20 protein-coding genes are annotated in these 21,098 nt (G+C 68.9%); 19 read left to right on the top strand and 1 reads right to left on the bottom strand.

Features of this window, described 5'->3' with window-relative positions; all coding sequences use genetic code 11:
• Nucleotides 1–41: 41 nt before the first annotated feature.
• From BpN12_RS13270 to BpN12_RS13260, 3 genes are read left to right on the top strand one after another with little or no spacing between them, the layout of a single operon-like run.
• Nucleotides 42–836 carry a 3-ketoacyl-ACP reductase gene (locus BpN12_RS13270; RefSeq protein WP_246793038.1) on the top strand — a complete coding sequence of 265 codons (795 nt, stop codon included), beginning with the start codon at nt 42–44 and terminating at the stop codon, nt 834–836.
• 8 nt (nt 837–844) lie between these two features.
• Entirely contained in the window at nt 845–2,005 is a 1,161-nt protein-coding gene (locus BpN12_RS13265; RefSeq protein ID WP_246793037.1) for a dihydrodipicolinate synthase family protein, read from the top strand.
• A gap of 44 nt (nt 2,006–2,049) precedes the next feature.
• On the top strand, nt 2,050–2,928 hold the full coding sequence (locus BpN12_RS13260; protein ID WP_425306313.1) for a sugar phosphate isomerase/epimerase family protein: 879 nt from the start codon (nt 2,050–2,052) through the stop codon (nt 2,926–2,928).
• A 190-nt stretch (nt 2,929–3,118) separates the two neighbouring features.
• Here BpN12_RS13260 and BpN12_RS13255 read toward each other — a convergent pair whose 3' ends face one another.
• Nucleotides 3,119–4,060, bottom strand: a complete 942-nt coding sequence (locus tag BpN12_RS13255; RefSeq protein WP_246793035.1) for a LysR family transcriptional regulator — start codon at nt 4,058–4,060, stop codon at nt 3,119–3,121.
• Nucleotides 4,061–4,159: 99 nt separating this feature from the next.
• Here BpN12_RS13255 and BpN12_RS13250 point away from each other — a divergent pair, with 99 nt between their 5' ends.
• The 16 genes from BpN12_RS13250 (at nt 4,160) to BpN12_RS13175 (ending at nt 21,078) form a co-directional block, all read left to right on the top strand.
• Nucleotides 4,160–4,396: a hypothetical protein gene (locus BpN12_RS13250; protein ID WP_246793034.1), complete on the top strand. Its 237-nt coding sequence runs from the start codon at nt 4,160–4,162 to the stop codon at nt 4,394–4,396.
• A gap of 102 nt (nt 4,397–4,498) precedes the next feature.
• The gene (locus tag BpN12_RS13245) at nt 4,499–4,747 is read left to right on the top strand and encodes a YbaK/EbsC family protein (protein ID WP_246793033.1); all 249 of its coding nucleotides are present in this window, start codon (nt 4,499–4,501) and stop codon (nt 4,745–4,747) included.
• Nucleotides 4,744–5,643, top strand: a complete 900-nt coding sequence (locus tag BpN12_RS13240) for an EamA family transporter (RefSeq protein WP_246793032.1) — start codon at nt 4,744–4,746, stop codon at nt 5,641–5,643. Before BpN12_RS13245 ends, BpN12_RS13240 begins: the two co-directional genes overlap by 4 nt.
• Before the next feature lie 7 nt (nt 5,644–5,650).
• Nucleotides 5,651–6,037, top strand: a complete 387-nt coding sequence (locus BpN12_RS13235) for a GFA family protein (protein WP_246793031.1) — start codon at nt 5,651–5,653, stop codon at nt 6,035–6,037.
• A gap of 44 nt (nt 6,038–6,081) precedes the next feature.
• Nucleotides 6,082–6,879 (top strand): heme oxygenase-like domain-containing protein, encoded by a 798-nt coding sequence (locus BpN12_RS13230; protein WP_246793030.1) that lies wholly within the window; start codon nt 6,082–6,084, stop codon nt 6,877–6,879.
• Nucleotides 6,880–6,958: 79 nt separating this feature from the next.
• Nucleotides 6,959–7,579 (top strand): GNAT family N-acetyltransferase, encoded by a 621-nt coding sequence (locus tag BpN12_RS13225; RefSeq protein ID WP_246793029.1) that lies wholly within the window; start codon nt 6,959–6,961, stop codon nt 7,577–7,579.
• Complete coding sequence (locus BpN12_RS13220) at nt 7,576–8,049, top strand: hypothetical protein (protein ID WP_246793028.1); 474 nt, start codon at nt 7,576–7,578, stop codon at nt 8,047–8,049. The genes BpN12_RS13225 and BpN12_RS13220 overlap by 4 nt, the downstream gene beginning before the upstream one ends.
• 2 nt (nt 8,050–8,051) lie before the next feature.
• Nucleotides 8,052–8,639, top strand: coding sequence for a cysteine hydrolase family protein (locus BpN12_RS13215; RefSeq protein WP_246793027.1), 588 nt, complete (start codon nt 8,052–8,054; stop codon nt 8,637–8,639).
• Nucleotides 8,640–8,719: 80 nt separating this feature from the next.
• Nucleotides 8,720–9,745: a hydrogenase expression/formation protein HypE gene (hypE, locus tag BpN12_RS13210; protein ID WP_246793026.1), complete on the top strand. Its 1,026-nt coding sequence runs from the start codon at nt 8,720–8,722 to the stop codon at nt 9,743–9,745.
• Complete coding sequence (gene hypF / locus BpN12_RS13205) at nt 9,739–12,120, top strand: carbamoyltransferase HypF (RefSeq protein WP_246793025.1); 2,382 nt, start codon at nt 9,739–9,741, stop codon at nt 12,118–12,120. The genes hypE and hypF overlap by 7 nt, the downstream gene beginning before the upstream one ends.
• Nucleotides 12,121–12,184: 64 nt before the next feature.
• A complete protein-coding gene (locus BpN12_RS13200) occupies nt 12,185–13,573 on the top strand; it encodes a diaminobutyrate--2-oxoglutarate transaminase family protein (RefSeq protein ID WP_246793024.1) in 1,389 nt (462 codons plus the stop codon).
• A gap of 64 nt (nt 13,574–13,637) precedes the next feature.
• A complete protein-coding gene (locus BpN12_RS13195; RefSeq protein ID WP_246793023.1) occupies nt 13,638–16,127 on the top strand; it encodes a penicillin acylase family protein in 2,490 nt (829 codons plus the stop codon).
• 123 nt (nt 16,128–16,250) lie between these two features.
• Entirely contained in the window at nt 16,251–16,754 is a 504-nt protein-coding gene (locus BpN12_RS13190) for a GNAT family N-acetyltransferase (RefSeq protein WP_246793022.1), read from the top strand.
• A 772-nt stretch (nt 16,755–17,526) separates the two neighbouring features.
• Nucleotides 17,527–18,540 carry a porin gene (locus BpN12_RS13185; protein ID WP_246793021.1) on the top strand — a complete coding sequence of 338 codons (1,014 nt, stop codon included), beginning with the start codon at nt 17,527–17,529 and terminating at the stop codon, nt 18,538–18,540.
• A 251-nt stretch (nt 18,541–18,791) separates the two neighbouring features.
• Entirely contained in the window at nt 18,792–19,772 is a 981-nt protein-coding gene (locus tag BpN12_RS13180) for a LysR substrate-binding domain-containing protein (protein WP_246793020.1), read from the top strand.
• Between the two features lie 394 nt (nt 19,773–20,166).
• The gene (locus BpN12_RS13175) at nt 20,167–21,078 is read left to right on the top strand and encodes an ABC transporter substrate-binding protein (RefSeq protein ID WP_246793019.1); all 912 of its coding nucleotides are present in this window, start codon (nt 20,167–20,169) and stop codon (nt 21,076–21,078) included.
• Nucleotides 21,079–21,098: the final 20 nt, after the last annotated feature.

Genomic DNA, 21,098 nt, shown 5'->3' with positions numbered 1-21,098 from the left:
GCGCGTTTGCCTCCTCTTTCATCCCTCACGGAGACGCAATCTTGGAATCTCGTCCCATCGCGCTGGTGACGGGCGCGCGCCGCGGCATCGGCCGCAGCGCGGCGCTCGCGCTGGCCGAGGCCGGCTTCGACCTGGCCGTCACCGACGCGGCCGCGTCGGTGGAACTCGACGCGGTCTGCACCGCGATCCGCGAACGCGGCGCGCGCGCCGTCCCGCTGGCCTCGGACCTTGCCGCGATCGACACGCACGACGCGCTGCTCGACGCGGTCGAGGCCGAACTCGGCGCGCCGCGCTGCCTCGTCAACAACGCCGGCGTGTCGGTGCTGGCGCGCGGCGACCTGCTCGACGTCACACCCGAGAGCTACGACCGCTGCGCGGCCGTCAACACGCGCGGCACGTTCTTCCTGATGCAGGCGTTCGGCCGGCGCCTCGTGGCGCGCGCGGGCAACCCGGCCGAGGCGGCCGGGCCGGGCGCGGTGCCGGCCACGATCGTCACGATCAGTTCGTCGAACGCCGTCGCCGCCAGCGTGCAGCGCGGCGAATATTGCGTCTCGAAGGCGGGGCTGTCGATGGCCACCACGCTGTTCTCGCTGCGGCTCGCCGAATACGGCGTGGGCGTCTACGAGATCCAGCCTGGCCTGATCGCCACCGAGATGACGGCGCCCTCGGCCGCGCGCTACGACGCGCTGATGGCGGCCGGCGGCACCGCGATCCGGCGCTGGGGCACGCCCGACGAAGTGGCGCGCGTGATCCGCAGCTGCGCCACGGGCGGCTTGCCCTATAGCGCCGGCCAGGCGATCCGCGTCGACGGCGGCCTGCTCGTTCAAAAATTCTGAGTCCGATCATGGAAATCAAGCTTCCCGGCCGCGCAGGCGGCATCGAAACCTGGCGCGTGCGCGGCACGCCGCTGCCCGTCGTGGCGCCCGGCGCGCCGTTCAACCGGATCGCCTATTCGGCCGCGCACGTGGTGGCCGATCCGCTCGCGAGCGGCGAGCTGAACGAGCCGCCCGCGATCGACTGGGACCGCACGCTCGACTATCGGCGCTACTTGATCGGGCAGGGCCTCGGCATCGCCGAGGCGATGGATACCGCGCAGCGCGGCATGGGCCTGGCGTGGCCGCAGGCGCTGGAGCTGATCGGCCGCACGCTCGACGCCGTGCGCGACCTGCCCGGCGCGCGCGTGGCGAGCGGCGTGGGCACCGATCACCTGGCGCCCGGCGCCGCGCGCGACCGCGACGACGTGGTGCGCGCCTATGCCGAGCAGGTCGAGGCCGTGCAGCGGCTGGGCGGACGCATCATCCTGATGGCGAGCCGCGCGCTCGCGCGCGTCGCGAAGTCGGCCGACGATTACGTCTACGTCTACGAAAAAATACTCGCGCTCTGCGATCAGCCGGTGATCCTGCACTGGCTCGGCGACGCGTTCGATCCCGAGCTGGCCGGCTACTGGGGGCACGCCGGCTTCGCGGAGGCGGCCGAGGTCTGCGCCGGCCTCATCGATGCGCAGGCCGCGCGCATCGACGGCATCAAGATCTCGCTGCTCGACGCCGACAAGGAGATCGCGCTGCGCCGCCGGCTGCCGGCCACGGTGCGCATGTATACCGGTGACGACTTCAACTATCCGGCGCTGATCGAGGGCGACGCGCTCGGCCATTCGCATGCGCTGCTCGGCATCTTCGACGCGATCGCGCCGGCCGCCTCACAGGCGCTGGCGGCGCTGGCCGCGCACGATGCCGGCCGCTATCACGCGCTGCTCGCGCCCACCGTGCCGCTCGCGCGCCACATCTTTCGCGCGCCGACGCAGTTCTACAAGACCGGCGTGGTGTTTCTCGCCTACCTGAACGGCTTCCAGCCGCATCCGTTCATGCTCGGCGGCCATCACGGCATGCGGCCGCCGCGCTACCTGGCCGAGCTGTTCCGGCTCGCCGACGAGGCGAACCTGCTGAGGGACCCCGAACTCGCGGTCGGCCGCATGCGCGGCGTGATGGCGACGTTCGGGGTGGCGTGACGATGGCGCCGCGCGACACGCCAGCCGCGGCGGCGGCGGTCGGGATGCCGGGGGCCGCCGAATCGTCCACCGAGCCGCTCGCGCCGCTCGCGCTCGAACGCGGTTCGATCAACACCGCCACGCTCGGCCATCGCGAGCCGCTCGCGGTGACGATCGACCGGATCGCGCGCGCCGGCTTCGGCGGCATCGCGCCGTGGCGGCACGAGGTGGAGGCGGCCGGGCTGGCCGCCGTGGCGAGGCAGGTTCGTGCGCTCGGCCTGACGGTCAGCGGCTATTGCCGCTCCACCTACTTCCCGGCCGCCACCGCCGACGCGCGGCGCGCGAACCTCGACGCGAACCGCCGCGCGCTCGCGCAGGCGGCCGAACTCGGCGCGCGCTGCTTCGTGCTGGTGGTGGGCGGCCTCGTGCCGGGCAGCCGCGACCTCGCGGCGGCGCGCGCGCAGGTGGAGGACGGCATCGCCGCGCTGCTCGACACCGCGCGCGAGTTGCGCGTGCCGCTCGCGATCGAGCCGCTGCACCCGATGTACGCGGCCGACCGCTCGGTGATCAACACGCTCGCGCAGGCGCTCGCGCTGTGCGCGCGGCTCGAGCCGGACGGCGCCGGCTGGCTCGGCATCGCGGCCGACATCTACCACTGCTGGTGGGATCCGGCGCTCGACGCCTCGCTGCGCGCGGCCGGCGCGCGGCGCCGCCTGCTCGCCTATCACGTCTCGGACTGGCTGCCCGACACGCGCGACCTGCTGCTCGACCGCGGGATGATGGGCGACGGCGTGGTGGATCTGCGCGCGATTCGCGGCAGCGTCGAGGCGGCCGGCTACGACGGCATGGTCGAGGTCGAGATCTTTTCGCGCGAACGCTGGTGGCGCGAGCCGCCCGAAGCGGTGCTGGCCTGCTGCGCGCAGCGTCTGACGACGGTGTGCTGAACGGACCGCGCCGCGCCTGCGGCGCCGGTGCCGCTTAATGACGGATTGGCGTCGTATCACGGCAGGCATTCAACGGCATAATCGGCAGCGGCTCAATTCAAATACCGATGGACAATACAGCCGCCGTCGAATAATCGATACCTGGAAATCAGCCGATTCGGTGTAATCGCTTTTTGTTATTACGTTTGCATTACATGTCGTCAATTCGCAATTTGGAAAATGCTTCCGGAATCGCGTGAAGCAGGTGATCAATAAAAACCCTGACTTTCGGGGGAAGATGCCGATTCGGTTGATAGAGTAACCATGCTATTCCACTGTATGGCGTGATCAACTGCCAGTCGGGAAATAATCGCACCACTTCATTTTGTTTCAGCGCCGCGCGGGCCGTGAAATCGGGCAGAAAACCCACGCCGGCGCCGGCCCGCACCGCGTCGAGCATCGCCTCGCTGTGATTGACGACGAACCGGCCGCGCACCGTCACCTGCTGTTCCTCGCCATCGCGGCGAAAGCACCAGCGGTGGTCCGCGTGATGGTCGCCGAAGAACAGCGTGTCGTGCGCGGCCAGCTCGCGCGGCGTGGCGGGCCGGCCGCGCCCGGCCAGATAGGCCTCCGACGCGCACAGCAGGTAGCGCACCGGCGACAGCGGCTTGGCGACTAGGTTCGGCGGCGGTTCCTCGCCGATGCGGATCACGAAATCGACCGCATCGTCGATCAGGTCGATCTCCTGGTCCGTCAGTCGCAGCTGCACGTTCACCTCCGGGTGTTCCCGCAGGAACGCCGTGACGTGCGGGCTGACCACGGTCTTGCCATAGCTCAGCGGCGCGCTGGCGCGCACCAGCCCATGCGGCTTCTCGATGAACCGGCCCGTGATGTCGCTGACCGATTCCGCCGCCGACATCATGTCCTCGCAGGCCCGGTAGACGCGCTCGCCGATCTCGCTCAATTGCAGTTTGCGGGTGGTCCTGACCAGCAGCCGCACGCCCAATTCCGATTCCAGACGCGAGATTTGCCGGCTGATGGCCGACGGGGTCTGGCCGAGCGAATGCGCGGCGGCCGAAAAGCTGCGCAATTCGACTACCCGCACGAAGGTGGCCAGAAAAGGCAGGCGCCCAATCGTTTCATTTGTTCGCATGGGGAATAGATTTTGTTCCGCAGGCGAGGATTATCGCATTTTTAGACATGCTCCATACTTGAAACGGGCCATGGCTGTGATCAAAAAAATGGAAAAGTGATGAGAGATATTGTAGGGGTGGTTGCAAATCGATCCGCCAGCCAAGCGCGCAAAAGCAGGCTGGCGAAAACGATTGCCAATAGCTTCGATCTGCCCCATTCCGATTTCGCGCTCGATAATCTGTATCGAGCGTCCTGCCTGGGCTTTACCGCGGGCGAGAACACTTCGAACGGCTTGGCGTGCCGGCCCGGCATCGGCATGCGGGAGGACGGCTTTCGCGAATTCGCGCGGCGCTGAGTACGACGCCGAAGGCAATTCGCAACGGGCGGCGCGGGGTGCGAAGGCGATGCCGTGCCGGATCCGCGGCGCTGATTTTCCGGTAGTGCGCCGCCGAGGCGCGTGGTCGTCGATCCGGCGGCGCCGGACGGGTACGACGCGATCGCGTTCAACGCGGGCCGCCTCGATGTCCCGATCGTGCCGGCCACGCGCGATGGCCTGCGGATCGTCGAGCCACGGCTCGTATCGATCCGCGAGCGAAGACAGGCAGTGAAGCGGGACGCCGCCCGTGAGGGCGGGCGGCGCCACCGGGATAACAACGCGGCTGCCGACGGCCGCATTAAATTATTTGATAACTGGGAGGCGGTATGAAGATCAGGGATCTGGCGCTTGCGCTGCTGGTAACCGCGCTGTGGGGCATCAATTTTTCGGTGATCAAGATCGGCCTCGGCTCGTTCGATCCGTTCCTGCTCGCCGCGCTGCGCTTCGTGTTCTGCGCGCTGCCCTGGGTGCTGGTGTTCAAGCGTCCCACCGTGCCGTTCAAGTACGTGTTCTGGTACGGCCTGATCCTCGGCGCGCTGCAGTTCGGCCTGCTGTTCCTCGGGATCCGCGAGGGCCTGACGGCGGGCCTCGCCTCGGTGGTGCTGCAGCTGCAGGTGTTCTTCACGATCTGCTTCGGCGCGATCGCGCTGCGCGAGCGCGTCAAGGTCCGGCAGCTGGCCGGCATGGTGCTCGCGTTCATCGGCGTGGTCGCCATCGCCAAGGTGGGCGGCGGCGCGAGCAACCTGCTCGCGGTGCTGCTGGTGGTGGGCGCCGCCGCGTCGTGGGGCGTCGCCAACATCATCGTCAAGAAGTCGGGCGCCACCGACATGCTCGGCTTCATGGTGTGGTCGAGCCTGGTGCCGCCGCTGCCGCTGTTCGCCGTCGCGCTGGCCGTGAACGGCCCCGCGCACGTGGCCGCCGACCTGCGCAACATCGGCTGGAGCGGCGCCGGCGCCGTGGCCTATCTGGTCTACCCGACCACGCTGTTCGGCTATTCGATCTGGAACATCCTGCTGCGCAAGTACAAGACCTCGCTGGTCGCGCCGCTCACGCTGCTGGTGCCGATCTTCGGCATGCTCAGTTCGATGGTGATCTTCCACGAGGAGCTCACGGTCACCAAGGTGGTGGCCGTGGTGTTCGTGATCGCGGGCCTGCTGATCAACCTGTTCGGCCTGCCGTTCGGCCGGCGCGCGGCGGCCGCCGCGCCGCAGACCACGCCGCGCTGAGGCCGCCATGCTCACCGGAGAATGTTTGTGCGGCGCGGTGCGCTACCGCTTCACGGGAACCCCGTCGCGCGTCAGCTACTGCCACTGCTCGCAATGCCGCCGCTTCACCGGCGCGCCGGTGTTCGCCGCCGCGCTGGTGGCGCGCGAGACGCTCGCTATCGAGGGCGAACCGCGTGAATACCGCTCGTCGCAGCACGGCATCCGCCAGTTCTGCGGCACCTGCGGATCGAGCCTGTTCTTCGCGTTCGACACGCGCGCCGACCAGATCGAGATCCTGCTCGGCACGCTCGACGACGCGGCGGACGTGGTCCCCACGTTCCACGGGTTCGATGCCGCGCGCATCCCGTGGTTCGACGTGAAGGACGACCTGCCGCGCCACGCGGCGATGCCTTGATGTTTTCCGACCCAGCAGCCCACTACCCCACAGGAGAGATTCAGATGCCGTCCAGCTCGTCGTTCAATACCTACAGCAACCTGCTGAACCCGGAATTCCGCGCGAAGATCGATGCGATGCTCGGGCAGTTCGAGGCCGCGTTCTACGAAAAGATCGAGAAGGCCGAGGACATGCTGAAGTCCGACTCCTTCGACATGGGCATGTACAAGCGGCACAACGTCGAGACGATCCTGCGCATCTCGCTGAAGCGCGCGGTCGATCCGCTGGTCGCCAACTACTGGGCCTCGCGCGACCCGCAGCTGTGCAAGGAGTGGGGCCTGTACGGCGCCGAGGAAGGCCGCCACGACCGCATGTTCGCGCGCGACCTGCACGAAGTGGGGATGACCGACGAGGAGATCTACGCCACGCGGCCGACCTTCGCCACCGAGCTGCTGAACGGCTATTTCTACTACACGATGGCCACCGAAGGCCCGCTCGCGTCGATGGTCAGCGGCTTCTATCTCGAGTACGTCGCGGGCCGCACGCAGCCGGACTGGCTCGACAGCATGGAAGTGCATCTCGGCAAGGAACTGACCAAGGGCGCGCGCCGCCATCTGGCGCAGGATCTCGAGGACGATCACGTCAACATGGTCTGGAACATGATCATGCGCACCATCAAGGGGCCGGCCGACGAAGCGCGCTTCGTCGAGCACCTGGTCAAGATCAACGCGCTGTTCGTCTCCTACTTCGTCGAAGTGGCGCGCAGCGTGCGCGTGCCGGCGCCGAACCCGCTGGAAGCGGCGATGACCGCGCCGGTCGCGGCGCTGACCGTGGCGGCCGAGACCAGCAAGGCGCTCGCCTGAGCGTGATGCGGCTCGCCGTGCCGCGCGCGCGGGCGCGCGGCACGATTCCCTATCCCGAGATGCATTGCGTGAGGCTGCGATGAAATTCGAATGGCCGGCGTCGCTGTCGCGACAGGACATGACCGAGCTGGTGGACCTGATGAACACGGTGTCGACGCGCGAGACGACGCTCGGCTTCTTCGAGCCGATCTCGGCGGCGGCCGGCCTCGCGATGATGGAGGCGCTCGACGCCGACCTGCGCGCGAACGCTGCACAACTGCTGATCTCGCGCGAGGCGCCCGACGGCAGGATCGTCGGGATGCTGATCCTGGCGCGCCAGTCGCTGCCGGCGCGGCGCCACATCGTCGAGATGAAGCGCTGCGTGATCGAGCCGGCCTATCGCGGCCGCTTCGTGCTGGACGGCTGGCGGCTCGCGCTCGAACGCGTCAAGCAGATGGGTTGCGACATCATCGTGATCGACGTGCGCAGCGACGGCAAGGCCGAGCAGCTGTGGCGCCGGCTCGGCTTCGTCGAGTACGGCCGGCTCGACGACTACGCGCGCGTGAACGGCCGCGTGATCACCGGCTATTTCCTGCGCGCCTACGTGGACGAGGTGATCGCGCACCAGCAGCGCACCAGCACGTTCTGGCATCGCCGCGGTCGGTCCGCGGGCGGCGAACTCGAACTCGACGCCGTGTCCGGCGAACGGAGCGACGCGTGAGCGCGGCACGCCGCAGCCTGCTCGCCTCGCTGGCCGCGATGTGCGTGCAGGGCGCGTGGGCCGCGTATGCGAACCATACGGCCGGCCCGTGGATCGCCGGGCGCTCGGCCGTGGTGCAGGGGTTGTGCAGCTTCGGCATGACCTACTGCGTGACGCGGCTGATCGAATGGCTGGTGGCGCGCTTTCGCTCGGGGCCGCCGGCCGTGCGCATCGTTCGCACGGCGCTGCTCGCGATCGGCTGGATGCTCGGCGTGCAGGTGCTCGCGCACTGGCTGGCCGGCACCCCGCACATCGCCGCCACCATCGCGCCGGCCGCCTCGCTCGGCACGGTCTACTGCATCGTTTATACGATCGGCCGCGTGAAGCTCGACCGCGGCCCGATCGGGCAACACCCGGGCTCACCCACCACCGACGACGCCGCGCTGCGCAACGCCGCGGCCGTCACCCCACTCTCCGACAGGAAGGTATGAACATGGCAACCAAGATCGCGGTCCTGACTAACGATTTGCAGTACGAACTGGTCAACAAGAATCCCGAGCGGATTCGCGCGGTGGCTGACGCCACGCCGGGCTTCCGCCAGTTCCTCGACGGCATGCGCGAGCGCGGCTGCGAGATCATCCACCTGCAGCTGATCAACCGCGAGGACGACGCGAACGCCGAGCGCTACAACGGCTACCTGCCGGTGACGAAGGGCAGCGAGGGCGCGCAGATCATCGCCGAATTCCTCGCCGATTCGGACCTGGTGGTCGAGAAGAACAAGGACAGCGGCTTCTACGAGACCGACCTGCACGACATCCTGCAGTCGCGCGGCGTCGACACGGTGGTGGTGACCGGCATGCAGACGCAGATCTGCGTGCAGACCACGGCCGCCGACGCGTTCTTCCGCGGCTACAACATTTGGGTGCCGTCCGACTGCGTGGTGTCGGCCCAGGAGGCCGACAAGAAGCGCGCGCTCGAATGGCTCGACGGCTATTGCGCGACCGTGACCGACTCGTCCGAGGTGCTGCGCACCATCGACGAACTCGGCCATCTGCCGCGCAAGGCGATCAAGACGCCGTAAGGCGCGCGCCGGCCGCGGGCATCCCGCGCGCGGCCGGCGGCACATCCCAGGAAACCCCAAGAAACTCGGTCGAAGACTCTATGAACATCAATGATCTGTCGCGTTCGGAAGTCGTGCTGGACCATGGCACGGGCGCAAAACTGAGCCGCGAGCTGGTGGAAATGATCGTCTCGGTGCTGGGCGATACCTATCTCGGCGAAATGGAGGACAGCGCGCTGCTCGACATCGAGGGCGGACGCCTCGCGATGACGACCGACTCGTTCGTCGTCAATCCGCCGCTGTTCGGCAACGGCGACATCGGCAAGATCGCGGTGTGCGGCACCGTCAACGATCTGGCGGTGGTCGGGGCCACGCCGAAGTTCCTCTCGCTCGCGCTGATCCTGGAGGCGGGGCTGCCGTTCAGCACGCTGGTGCGGGTGCTGGAATCGATCCGCGACACCGCGCGCGAGGCCAACGTGAAGATCGTCGCCGGCGACACGAAGGTGGTCGGCAAGGGCGAGGCGGACCAGATCTTCATCAACACGGCGGGCATCGGCATCGTCAAGCGCGCGCCGCTGCGCATGAAGCAGGTGCGGCCCGGCGACCGCGTGATCCTGAGCGGCTGGATCGGCAATCACACCATCCACCTGCTGTCGATCCGCGAGGGGCTAGGCTTCGAGACCCGCGTGCTGAGCGATTGCGCGCCGCTCAACGGCATGCTGCAGGCGCTGTTCGACGCGCTGCCCGAGGGCGCGGTGCGCTCGGTGCGCGACGTCACGCGCGGCGGCCTGTCGGCGGTGATGCACGAATATGCGTCCGCGCTCGACGCGACGCTCGAGATCCGCGAAGCCGACCTGCCGATCCAGGCGGAGACGGCGATGGCCGCCGACATGCTCGGCATCGACCCGATCAACATGGCCAACGAGGGCTGCCTGTGCCTGTTCGTGGCGCCCGAGCACGCCGAGCAGGTGCTGAGCGTGCTGCGCGAGCACCGCTACGGCAAGCAGGCGGTGGAGATCGGCCAGGTGCGCGAGTCGGGCGGCCGCGCGGTGGTGATGGTGGGCCGCAACGGGCAGGCGCGCGAGATCGAGGAACTGGTCGGCGCCGAGCTGCCGCGTCTATGCTGAGCGCCGAGGCGGGGACCGTCGCGCCGGACGGACGCGTCGAGGCGGGCGCGCTGCTGCGCCGGCGCATCCGCGTCACCGGCGTGGTGCAGGGCGTCGGCTTCCGGCCGTTCGTCTATCGCATCGCGCTGGCGCGCGCGCTGCGCGGCTGGGTGCTCAACGACGCCGACGGCGTGCTGATCGAGGTGGAGGGCAGCGCCACCGCGCTGGCCGATTTCTCGGCGGCGCTGCGCGAGGAGCTGCCCCCGCTCGCGCGCATCAGCGCGCTGCGCTCGCAGGGCGTCGAGCCGCTGCATGACGCGGCCGAGGGCTTCGTGATCCGCGACAGCGAGCGCAGCGGCAGCCATCTCGCGCAGCTGCCGGCCGATTCGCACGTCTGCGAGGCGTGCCTCGCCGAGCTGACGGACCCGGCCGACCGGCGCTACCGCTATCCGTTCATCAACTGCACCAACTGCGGGCCGCGCTTCTCGCTGATCGAGGCGATTCCCTACGATCGCGACAACACCACGATGCGCGCGTTCGCGATGTGCCCGGCCTGCGAGACCGAGTACCGCGATCCGGCGGACCGCCGCTATCACGCGCAGCCGAACGCGTGCCCGGTGTGCGGGCCGCAGCTCGCGCTGCACGACGCCGACGGCCCGGTGGCCGGCGGCGACACGGCGCTGCGCGCGACGCTCGATGCGCTGCGCGCGGGGCTGTGCGTGGCGGTGAAGAGCGTCGGCGGCTTCCATCTGGTGGTGGACGCGCGCAACGCGGCGGCGGTGGCGCGGCTGCGCGAGCGCAAGCGGCGCAACTCGAAGCCGTTCGCGCTGATGCTGGCGTCGATCGACGCGGTCCGCGAGCGTGCCGCCTGCAGCGAGCTGGAGGCGCAATGGCTGCGCTCGCCGGGCCGGCCGATCGTGCTGCTGCGCAAGCACGAGGGCGGCGATATCGCGGCCAACGTCGCGCCGCGCAACCCGAACCTCGGCATGATGCTGCCGTCGGCGCCGCTGCATTACCTGCTGCTGTCCGAGCCCGACCTGCCGGCACTCGTGATGACGAGCGGCAACGTGTCGGGCTCGCCGATCGTCTATCGCAACGAGGACGCGCTCGCGAGCCTGTTCGAGGTGTGCGACCGCGTGCTGCTCAACGATCGCGACATCGCGATCCGGATCGACGACTCGGTGATCCGCTGCTCCGACGACGCGCGGCTCGCCGAGCCGCAGGTCAGCTTCCTGCGCCGCGCGCGCGGCTTCGCGCCCTACGCGATCGAGGCCGGCCGGACCCTGGCGCCGGTGGTGGCCTACGGCGCGGAGCTGAAGACCACCGTCGCGCTGGCCGATCGCGAGCGCATCTACGTGAGCCAGCACATCGGCGATCTCGGCAACGACGACACGTTCCGCTCGCACCAGGCGATCGCCACGCATCTGGCCGAGCTGTACCGCGTCACGCCCGCCGTGACGGCCTGCGACCTGCATCCGTCGTTCCGCTCCACGCGCGCGGCGTCGGACACGCATACCGCGCGCCGGCAGGTCCAGCATCACCACGCGCACATGGCCGCCTGCCTTGCCGACAACGGCATCGACGGGCCGGCGATCGGCGTGATCCTCGACGGCGCCGGCTACGGCCTCGACGGCACGATCTGGGGCGGCGAGTTCTTCGTCGGCGACGCGCGCGAGGTGCAGCGCGCCGGCCACCTGCGCTACCTGTCGCTGCTCGGCGGCGACAAGGCCGTGCATGAGCCGGTACGCACCGCGCTCGCGCTGGCGCTCGAATCGTTCGATGGCGACGCCTCCGTGCTGGCCCGCGTGCCGGCGCTCGCGGCGCTCGGCGACGAGGTCCGGCACGTCTACGGCACCATGTGGCGCAAGGGCATCAACGTGACGCGCGCCTCCAGCATGGGGCGGCTGTTCGATGGTGTCGCGGCGCTGGCGGGCGTCTGCTCGCGGGCCGAATACGAGGCGCACGGCCCGATCGAGTTCGAGGGGCTGCTGGGGCGCGACACCGCGATGGGCGAGCCGTATGCCCACCTGCTGGAGTCGCCGCCCGACGCGCCGATCGAGCTCGACTACCGGCCGATCGTGCGGCAGGTGTTCGCCGACGTGGCCGACGGCGTCGAGCCGGCCGTCATCAGCCGGCGCTTCCACTCCACCCTGGTGCTGGCGATCGCGGCGCTCTGCGAGCGGCTGCGCGGCCGGCACGGGCTCGACACGGTGGTGCTGAGCGGCGGCGTGTTCCTGAACGAATTCTTGCTGGTGAATGCGCTGGTCGAACTCCGGCAGCGGGGCTTCCAGGTCCATGCGCATCGTGACGTGCCGACCAACGACGGCGGCATCGCGCTCGGGCAGGTGGTGGTGGCGAGTGCGAGGATCGCGGCGGAGCGCCAGGCCGTCGAATGAACGACTTTCTTCCGGGATGATGCCAATGAACACACCGCACGTTGAATTACCCGAATCGGCCGACATGTTCGAATTCGTCCGGCGCCGCGAGTCGAGCGCGCGCACCTACGCGAACGCGCTGGGCCGCGTGTTCGTGAGGGGGCGCGGCGCGCACGTGGCCGACAGCGACGGCCAGGAGTACCTGGACTGCCTGTCGTGCGCCGGCACGCTGGCGCTCGGCCACAACCATCCATACGTGCGCGACCGCGTGATCGAGTTCCTGCTGTCGGACCCGCTGCTGCAGGCGCTCGACATCACCACGCCGGCCAAGAGCCGCTTCATCGAGGCGCTGTTCGGCGTGCTGCCCGAGGCGTTCGCCGAGCATGCGCGGATCCAGTTCTGCGGGCCGTCCGGCGCCGACGCGACCGAGGCCGCGATCAAGCTGATGAAGACCGCCACCGGCCGGCGCTCGGTGCTGGCGTTCCATGGCGGTTACCACGGCATGACGGCCGGCGCGCTCGCGCTGACCGGCAACCTGACGGCCAAGACCGAAGTCGCCTCGCTGATGCCGGACGTGCATTTCCTGCCCTATCCGCATGCCTATCGCTGCCCGTTCGGCACCGACGGCAGCGACACCACGGCGCTCTCGCTCGCCTACATCGAGCGCGTGCTGGGCGATCCCGAGAGCGGCATCGTCGCGCCGGCCGCGATCATCGTCGAGGCCGTGCAGGGCGAGGGCGGCGTGATTCCGGCGCCGGCCGAGTGGCTGCGCGGGCTGCGCGAGCTGACCGAGCGCTTCGGCATCCCGCTCGTGATCGACGAGATCCAGACCGGTTTCGGCCGCACCGGCACCATGTTCGCGTTCGAGCACGCCGGCATCGTGCCCGACGCGGTGCTGATCTCGAAGGCGATCGGCGGCGGCTTCCCGATGTCGGCGGTGCTGTACCACGAGCGCTACGACCGCTGGAAGGCCGGCGCGCATGCCGGCACGTTCCGCGGCAACCAGATCGCGATGGCCGCCGGCACGGCGCTGCTCGACGTGATGCGAGACGAGCGCATCGTGGCGCGCGTGGGCGAGCGCGGCGCCCAGCTCGAGGCCGGCCTGCGCGAGCTGGCGGCGCGCTTCGCGGCGTTCGGCGACGTGCGCGGGCGCGGCCTGATGTGGGGCGTGGAGATCGTCGACCCGGCCGGCACCACCGACCGCGCCGGACGCCGCCCGGCAGACGGCGACGCCACGCGCCGGCTCAAGCGCGCGTGCCTCGCGCGCGGCCTGATCGTCGAATCGGGCGGCCGCTTCGGCGCCGTGCTGCGGATGCTGCCGCCGCTGACGATCACGGCCGACGAGGTCGATGAACTGCTCGCCAAGCTCGGCGCCGCCTGCGCCGACGTCTGGCCGGCCGAGGCGGCCGAAGCCACCGAGCCGGCGCCGGCCATCGCCGGCGCCGCGCCTCCGCTGCTCGCCGAGACGCAGTGACCCCGCCGCGGGCGGCCGGTGCCGGGCCGCCCGCGCGTGCCTCATCTTCATGGAGTCGAACATCTTGCCTTATCGCATGTGGCGTCTGTTGCGCGGGTGGTTGCTGGGGGTGGCCGTGCTGGCCGTGTGCGTGACGGGGGGACTGGCCATCTACGGCCGCGCCTCGCTGCCGGTGCTCGCCGGCACCGTGGTGGCGGGTGGCGCGAGTGGCGTCGGCGCACGCGTGGAGATCGCGCGCGATCCGCACGGCATTCCGCACATCGTGGCGGCGTCCGACGACGACGCCTATTTCGCGCTCGGCTACGTCCACGCGCAGGACCGGCTCTGGCAGCTCGACGTCGACCGGCGCATCGCCAGCGGCACGCTGGCCGAGGTGCTCGGCCCGGCGGCGCTGCCGGTGGACACCTTCATGCGCACGCTCGGCGTGCGGCGCAACGCCGAGCGCATCTACGCCCACCTGTCGCCCGAGGCGCGCCACGTGCTGGAGCGCTACGCGGCCGGCGTCAATTTCTATCTGGGCTCGCGCCGCGGGCCGCTGCCGATCGAGTATCTGCTGACCCGCGCGCCGGCGCCCGCGCCGTGGACGCCGGCCGACTCGGTGGCGTGGCTGTCGGTGCTCGCGTGGGACCTGAGCGGCAACATGGCGATGCAGATCGAACGGATGCGCCTCACGCACCGGCTGCCGCTCGAACAGATTCATCAGCTGATCACGACCGCGCCCGAGGATCTGACGCGGATGGCCACCATCGACTACGTGCCGCTCTATCGCGACCTGTCGGCGCTGGCCGAGGCGGGCGTCGGCGCGCTGGCCGCGGCGCCGTCGCGGCACGTCGAGGGCATCGGCTCGAACAACTGGGTGGTGGCCGGCAGCCGTTCGGCCAGCGGCAAGCCGATGCTCGCGAACGACCCGCATCTGGGGCTGTCCACGCCCGGCCTGTTCTATCTGGCGCATCTGAAATCGGATCGCCTCGACGTGGTGGGCGGCACGGTGCCGGGCCTGCCGCTGGTGCTGATCGGCCACAACGCGCACATCACATGGGGGCTCACCAACACCGGCACCAGCGTGGAGGACCTGTTCCTCGAACAGCTCGACCCGGCGCGGCCCGGCGAATACCGCACGCCGGACGGCTGGGCAAGATTCGTCACGCGCACCGAGACGATCCGCGTGAAGGGCCAGGCGAATGTCGTGCTGAACGTGCGCGAGACGCGCCACGGGCCGGTGGTCAGCGACGTCTCGCCGAAGGCGCGCGACGCGCTCGGCCAGTCCGGCCAGTCCGGCCGGTCCAATCGCTACGTGCTGGCCTTGCAGTGGACCGCGCTGATGCCCGACGACACGACGCTGGAAGCGGGCTTTGGTTTCGATCACGCGACCAACTGGAACGAGTTTCTCGCCGCCGCGGCGAAGTTCGGCGTGCCGCAGCAGAACGTGGTCTACGCGGACCGCGACGGCAACATCGGCTTCATCGCGCCCGGACGCGTGCCGCTGCGCTCGCCCGATAACGACCTGATGACGGAAGTGCCCGCGCCCGGCTGGCAGGCGCGCTACGACTGGAACGGCTTCGTGCCGTTCGCGCAGCTGCCGCAGGCGTTCAATCCGCCCGACGGGCGCATCGTCACCGCCAACAACCGGATCGTGCCGCGCGACTCGCCCTACTTCCTCACCGGCGAATGGGTGATGCCGTACCGGTATCACCGGATCACCACGCTGCTCGACGCGCGCGCGCGGCATACGCTGGACAGCTTCGAGGCGATCCAGACCGACGTCCACTCGGCGGCGCAGGACGCGCTGCTGCCGCTGCTGCTCGCGCAGGCCGGCCCGCAGAGCGACGCCGACGCGGCGCAGGCGGTGGCGTGGCTCACCGCGTGGAATCGCGACGCGCGCGCGGACCGGCCCGAGCCGCTGATCGCGAGCGCGTGGGAGCGCGCGGTCACGCAGGCGATCTTCGAGCCGCGCTCGGGGCACGAGCTGTTCAAGGAGTATTGGGGGCAGCGGAACCTGCATCAGGCGCTGCTGAACGCGCTCGGCGATCCGGCCGTGGGCGCCGCCTGGTGCAGCACCGGCGCCGCGCCGGGGCCGCGGCCCGCGCAGCCGTGCGCGGGGCAGGTGAGCGCGGCGCTGCGGGCCGCGTTGCTTGACCTGCGGCAGCGCTACGGCAGCGACATGCAGGCGTGGCGCTGGGGCGAGGCGCACGCCGCGGTTGCGCCGCACCGGCCGTTCCATCAGGTGTCGTGGCTCGCGCGCTGGTTCGATCTGCGCGTGCCGGTGGGCGGCGACATGATGACGATCGACGTGGGCGGCAACGACTTCAGCGACGATGCCGCGCCGTACCAGACCCGCATGGCCGCCGCGATGCGCATGGTGGTGGACATGGCCGACCCCGGCGCCGCGCGCTTCGCGATGCCGGCGGGCGAGTCGGGCAACCGCTTCTCGTCGTGGTACGCGGACCTGATGCCGTTGTGGGCGAGCGGCCGCTACGTGACGATTCCTACTGACGCGCGCAGTATCGGTGCCTGCGATTGCAAGCGGCTGGCACTGGTGCCGGCGCGGGAGTGAGGGTAGGCACGCGCCAATGGTTGCGTGCGCATCGATAGTGCCGACGTCGGTCGCCGTTCCACCGCGTTTCCGCCGCCTCGGGCTAGAATCGTCGGCTTCACCGCTACCCACCGATGCCCGACGATGATCACGATCCGCCCGATGACCGACGACGATTTCGACCGCTTCTGGCCGACCTTCCAGGCGGTCGCCGCCGCGCAGGAAACCTACGCCTACGATCCCGCGCTGACGAAAGAAGCGGCCCGCGCGCTCTGGATCGACCTGCCGTCGTATACGTTCCTCGCCGAGGAGGAGGGCGAACTGCTCGGCTCCTACTACCTGAAGCCGAACGCGGCCGGCCCCGGCGCGCATGTCTGCAATTGCGGCTACATGGTGGCGCCAGCCGCGCGCGGCAAGGGCGTGGCGCAGCGCATGTGCGAGCACTCGCTGCAGGTGGCACGCGAGGCCGGTTTCCTCGCGATGCAGTTCAACTCGGTGGTGTCCACCAACGAGGTGGCCGTGGCGCTGTGGAAGAAAATGGGATTCGAGGTGGTGGGCACGCTGCCGCGTGCTTATCGCCACAGAACGCTGGGTTATGTCGACTGCTTCGTGATGTATCACTGGCTCGGGGAAGCGGGTGCCGCCTGAGCATGGCGGTTCGGGCGCGTTGATTCCGTTGAAGAGGTGCAACGGCCATCGCGTCGTACACGATCGCGATTCGACAGACGAAACGATCTCGAACGGCGGGCCGCCGCTCATCACGTTTTCGTGCCCGTCGGCCGCCTCGCGGCGAGCCGCCGGCAGGCGATGCAACGGCCCATGGCGCGCTTCGCATGCGCCGCACACCTTTACCGCACGGTTAAGCCATCGCTATTTTTATTCAATGGACGATGCCGGAACCGGATGAGACGATACCTGCATCGAAACGCGGACACGGTTTATCGAAGGCGTTGCCGGCATGACCGGGCTCCGTCGATTCGATAGCAGCACGCCGTGCGTCACCGCACCAGGAGACGCCATGCCCCGCCATGAGCGGCCATGTCCGGCCGCGCCCAACCCTGTTCAGGCCCAGCCTCGACGACGGACGTAGACGCCCGCGTCGCACCCCGGTCGCGCCCCTGACACCGACAGGTCGCGGTGGGCCGTCCATTTCGTACTGTTCCATGCCGTTTCGAGCTCGCATCGAACCGGTGCATCAATGCATCCATCGATAAGCAATGCGAATCAGCTGGATGCAAATAAAAAGCCAATATTGGAGACAATCATGCAGACCCATCACCACCCGATGCGTATTTCGAGAACGTAGCGAGCGCCGTGCGGCCATGCCGCCACGCCTTACCCGCGTGGCCGATCCGATCGCGGCTCATGCGATACCGGCCGGCGCGGCGAGATTGACCTCGCGACTCGAACACGACATCTCATGATCAAAAAACTTTCAGTAGTCCTGGTGGCATGCCAGTTCGCCGGCATGGCACATGCGCAATCGTCGGTGACGCTGGCCGGCGTGGTGGATGGCGGCATCCGCTATACGCGCAATGGTCTCGGCAGCCAGTACTCGATGAATTCGAACGGATTCTTCGGCTCGAACCGGCTCGATTTCATCGGCAAGGAAGACCTCGGCGGCGGCTACAACGCGCATTTCCGGCTCGAGAGCGGCTTCAACCTCGGCAACGGCGCATTCGACAACACCAATAACGTCGCCTTCAACCGCGGCGCCTATCTGGGCCTGGGAGGCTGGTTCGGCTCGCTCGATTTCGGCCGGCAATACACCATCGCCCACGATGTCGTGTACGACTACGACCCGTTCAATTTCGCCTATCCCGGCATCATCCCGCTGACGCCGGCCACCGACGGCACGCGCTTCAACAACGACGTGAAATACACCGGAAAATACGGACCGTTCCGTCTTCGCGTGGACAATGCGTTCGGCGGCGTGGCCGGCAATTTCAACGGCGGCTCGTCGCGCGGGGTAGGGCTGCAGTACAAGATGGGGGCCGTCAACGTCGGTGGTGCCTACATTCACCGCACGGTGCTGTCAGGCACCACCTACCAGCCGGACAATTACTACACGCTCGGCGCGGCGCTGACGTTCGGCGCACTGCGCCTCGCCGGCGGCTACATGAACGAGAACCTCGACGCGAGTGCGCCGAATCAGGCGGTGCGCACGCTCAACTACTGGGGCGGCGCGACCTACGCGCTGACGCCCTACACGCGAATCGGCGCGGCCTACTACATTACCGACCTGCCGAACTCGAGCGGCAAGCGCAGCCAGGGCCTGGTCAGCATTGCCTATTCGTTGTCGAAGCGAACCGTGCTGTATGCGGAATGCGACTACACCAGATTCGCGGGCTCCTACATCAGCAACAAGGCGCTGAATGCCACTCAGCAGCCGCACCAGCTCGCCGCCACGGTCGGCATCAATCACGCGTTTTGAGCGCGCCTGGATCGAGGTGGAGGGCGACCGGCACCCGGGTCCGGTCGCCCTCATCGCCAGTGTCTTGTGGTTTCGTTTATTCTGCTGCCTGATGCCTTTTTGTGACAGGCGGGCGTGGCGCGCCATCCGGCGGCTTCGTGGCACGGCGGCGTCCGGGTGCGAGCGGTCGGGCCGGCTGGCCCCGAACCCGGAATGAAGAGCGCACGCCCGCACACCGAGCCGGTGCGTGGTGGCTGCGCCCTGGAGACACTATGAGTCAGCTGGATTGGTATTTGAGCGTGAATCTCAAGGCGCGGCACTTGCGGTTGGTAGTCGCCATCTACGATTTCCGGAATCTGCGGCAGGTCGCTTCCAATTCCTACATCTCGGTGCCGGCGGTCTCGAAGTCGCTCGGCGAGATCGAGAGCGCGCTGGGCGTGAAGCTGTTCGAGCGCACCGTCAACGGCCTTCGGCCGACCGTCTACGGCGAGTGCGTGGTACGCCACGCGCGCGCGGTGCTGAGCAGCCTGAGCCAGACCGCCGAGGAGATCAGGGCGCTGCAGATCGGCAGCGCCGGCAAGGTGCATGTCGGCGCGCTGCCCTCGCTGATCTCCACCATCATGCCGAAGGCGCTGGCCTTGCTGAAACAGGAGGCGCCGCATACCAACGTATCGATTCTCGAAGGCCGCATGACCGCGCTGCTGCAGGATCTGCGGCGCGGCGATCTCGACATGATCGTGGGCCGCCTGCCCAACAAATCCGACACGGTCGGCCTGCAGGAGCGTGCGCTGCTCGACACGCCCGTCAAGCTCGTGACCGGCGTGCATCACCCGCTGGCGGGCAAGAAGAAGGTGCAATGGTCGGACCTGGACGGCTTCCCGTGGATCCTGCCGCCGCCGGGCTCGTTGCTGCGCGAGCCGATCGAGAACACGCTCGCGCGTCATGGTCTGGCGATGCCGTCGAACTACATCGAAACGCTCTCCACGCACCTGATTCGCTCCTATATCCAGATCAACGACGCCATCGCACTGCTGACCGTGGACATGCTGTATCCCTACGCGGACGCGAGCCCGATTCACGTGCTGCCGCTCGATCTGAATCTGGTCACGCGGCCGCTCGGCGTGGTGTGGCGCGGCGACAAACCGCTCGCGCCCAGTGCGACGCTGCTGCTGCGTTGCCTCGAAAAGGTCTGTCCGCCGATGACGGGCGACAACCACGCCGATGCCACGATGATGGGGGAGCGCGCCGACTGAGCGCGCCACCGGCCCTGGCCGCGACTTAACCTGCCGGTTAAGCCATCGTCGGTTTATTTCAATGGACGGAAATTCGGGCGGGCTCGAAGATGGGCGCATGGCCTCGCGCGCCGCGCGAAGCGAAGCCGCTGTCCGCCGTGCGCGATCACGGGGCGGCGTGGTGTCCGTGCCGGCGACACATGCGTATCGAAGCCGGCGAGTGCGGGCCGATTCCGGCGCCGGTCGAGATTCGCGCTTCGGGCGGTGCCGGCATGTCGCCTGTCACGCGCGCCCGCCGCACCCGACATCGCGACGAGACGTGCCGGGATCGGGTTCGGGGCGATTCGCCCGCTGCCGGATCCCGCGCGCCGGCCACGGCACGCGCCGCCCCATCCGACCACCATCCATCCAGCCCATGCCGACGTCCGTTCTCGATCGCGCTTCCCATCTCGTCGCGCTGCAGATGCTGCTCGGTACCTACCCCAGCACGCGCGCGCTGGTGGACGGCACGCTGCGCTCCGACCTTGTCGAGATCGCGTTCGCGAACGTGGCGCATCCGCTTCTCGCGTTCCGGCGCGCCGTGCAGGACCTCGAGTTCGATCTGGCCGAGCTGCCGATCGTGCCGTTCCTGATGGCGCGCGCGCGGGGCCGGCCGCTGGTGCTGCTGCCGGCCGTGATCATCGGCCGGTTCCAGCATCCGTATCTGGTCTACAACGCCGAACGCGGGCCGCTTTCGCCGCGCGACCTGAGCGGCAAGCGCATCGGCCTGCGGGCCTATTCGCAGACCTCCGCGATGTGGATTCGCGGGGTGTTGCAAGCCGACTTCGGGCTCGATCCGGCCGCGATGGAATGGGTGACGCTCGAGCCGCCCTACGTCGACGCGTATGCCGACCCACCCAATGCGCGCCGCGCGTCCGGCGACAAGACGCTGCTGCGGATGCTGCTGGACGGCGACATCGATGCGGCCATCGTGCCCGACGGCGGCCGTGCCGACCCGCGCATCCGGACGCTGTTTCGCGAGCCGATGGCGGAATCGGCCGCGTGGCACGACCGCAACGAAGCGATCCAGATCAATCACATGGTGGTGGCGCACGAGAGCCTGGTGGCACGGCATCCGGACGCCGTGCGCGAAGTGTTCGCGCTGCTCGAGCGCAGCCGGCGCGTGGCGGCGGAGCAGGGCGGCAAGAAGGAGCCGCCGTTCGGGCTCGAAGCGAATCGGCGCAATCTCGAGGTGGCGATCGACTACTGCTGGCGCCAGCGCCTGATCGAGCGCCCCCTGAGCGTGGACGAACTGTTTTGCGACGTGACGCGCGCGCTCGGTGCATGACGGGGCGCCTTGCCTGGAAG

The organism is Burkholderia perseverans (assembly GCF_022870505.1).
GTDB classification, from domain to species: Bacteria; Pseudomonadota; Gammaproteobacteria; order Burkholderiales; family Burkholderiaceae; genus Burkholderia; species Burkholderia plantarii.
This window is presented reverse-complemented; position numbering and strand designations above follow the sequence as displayed.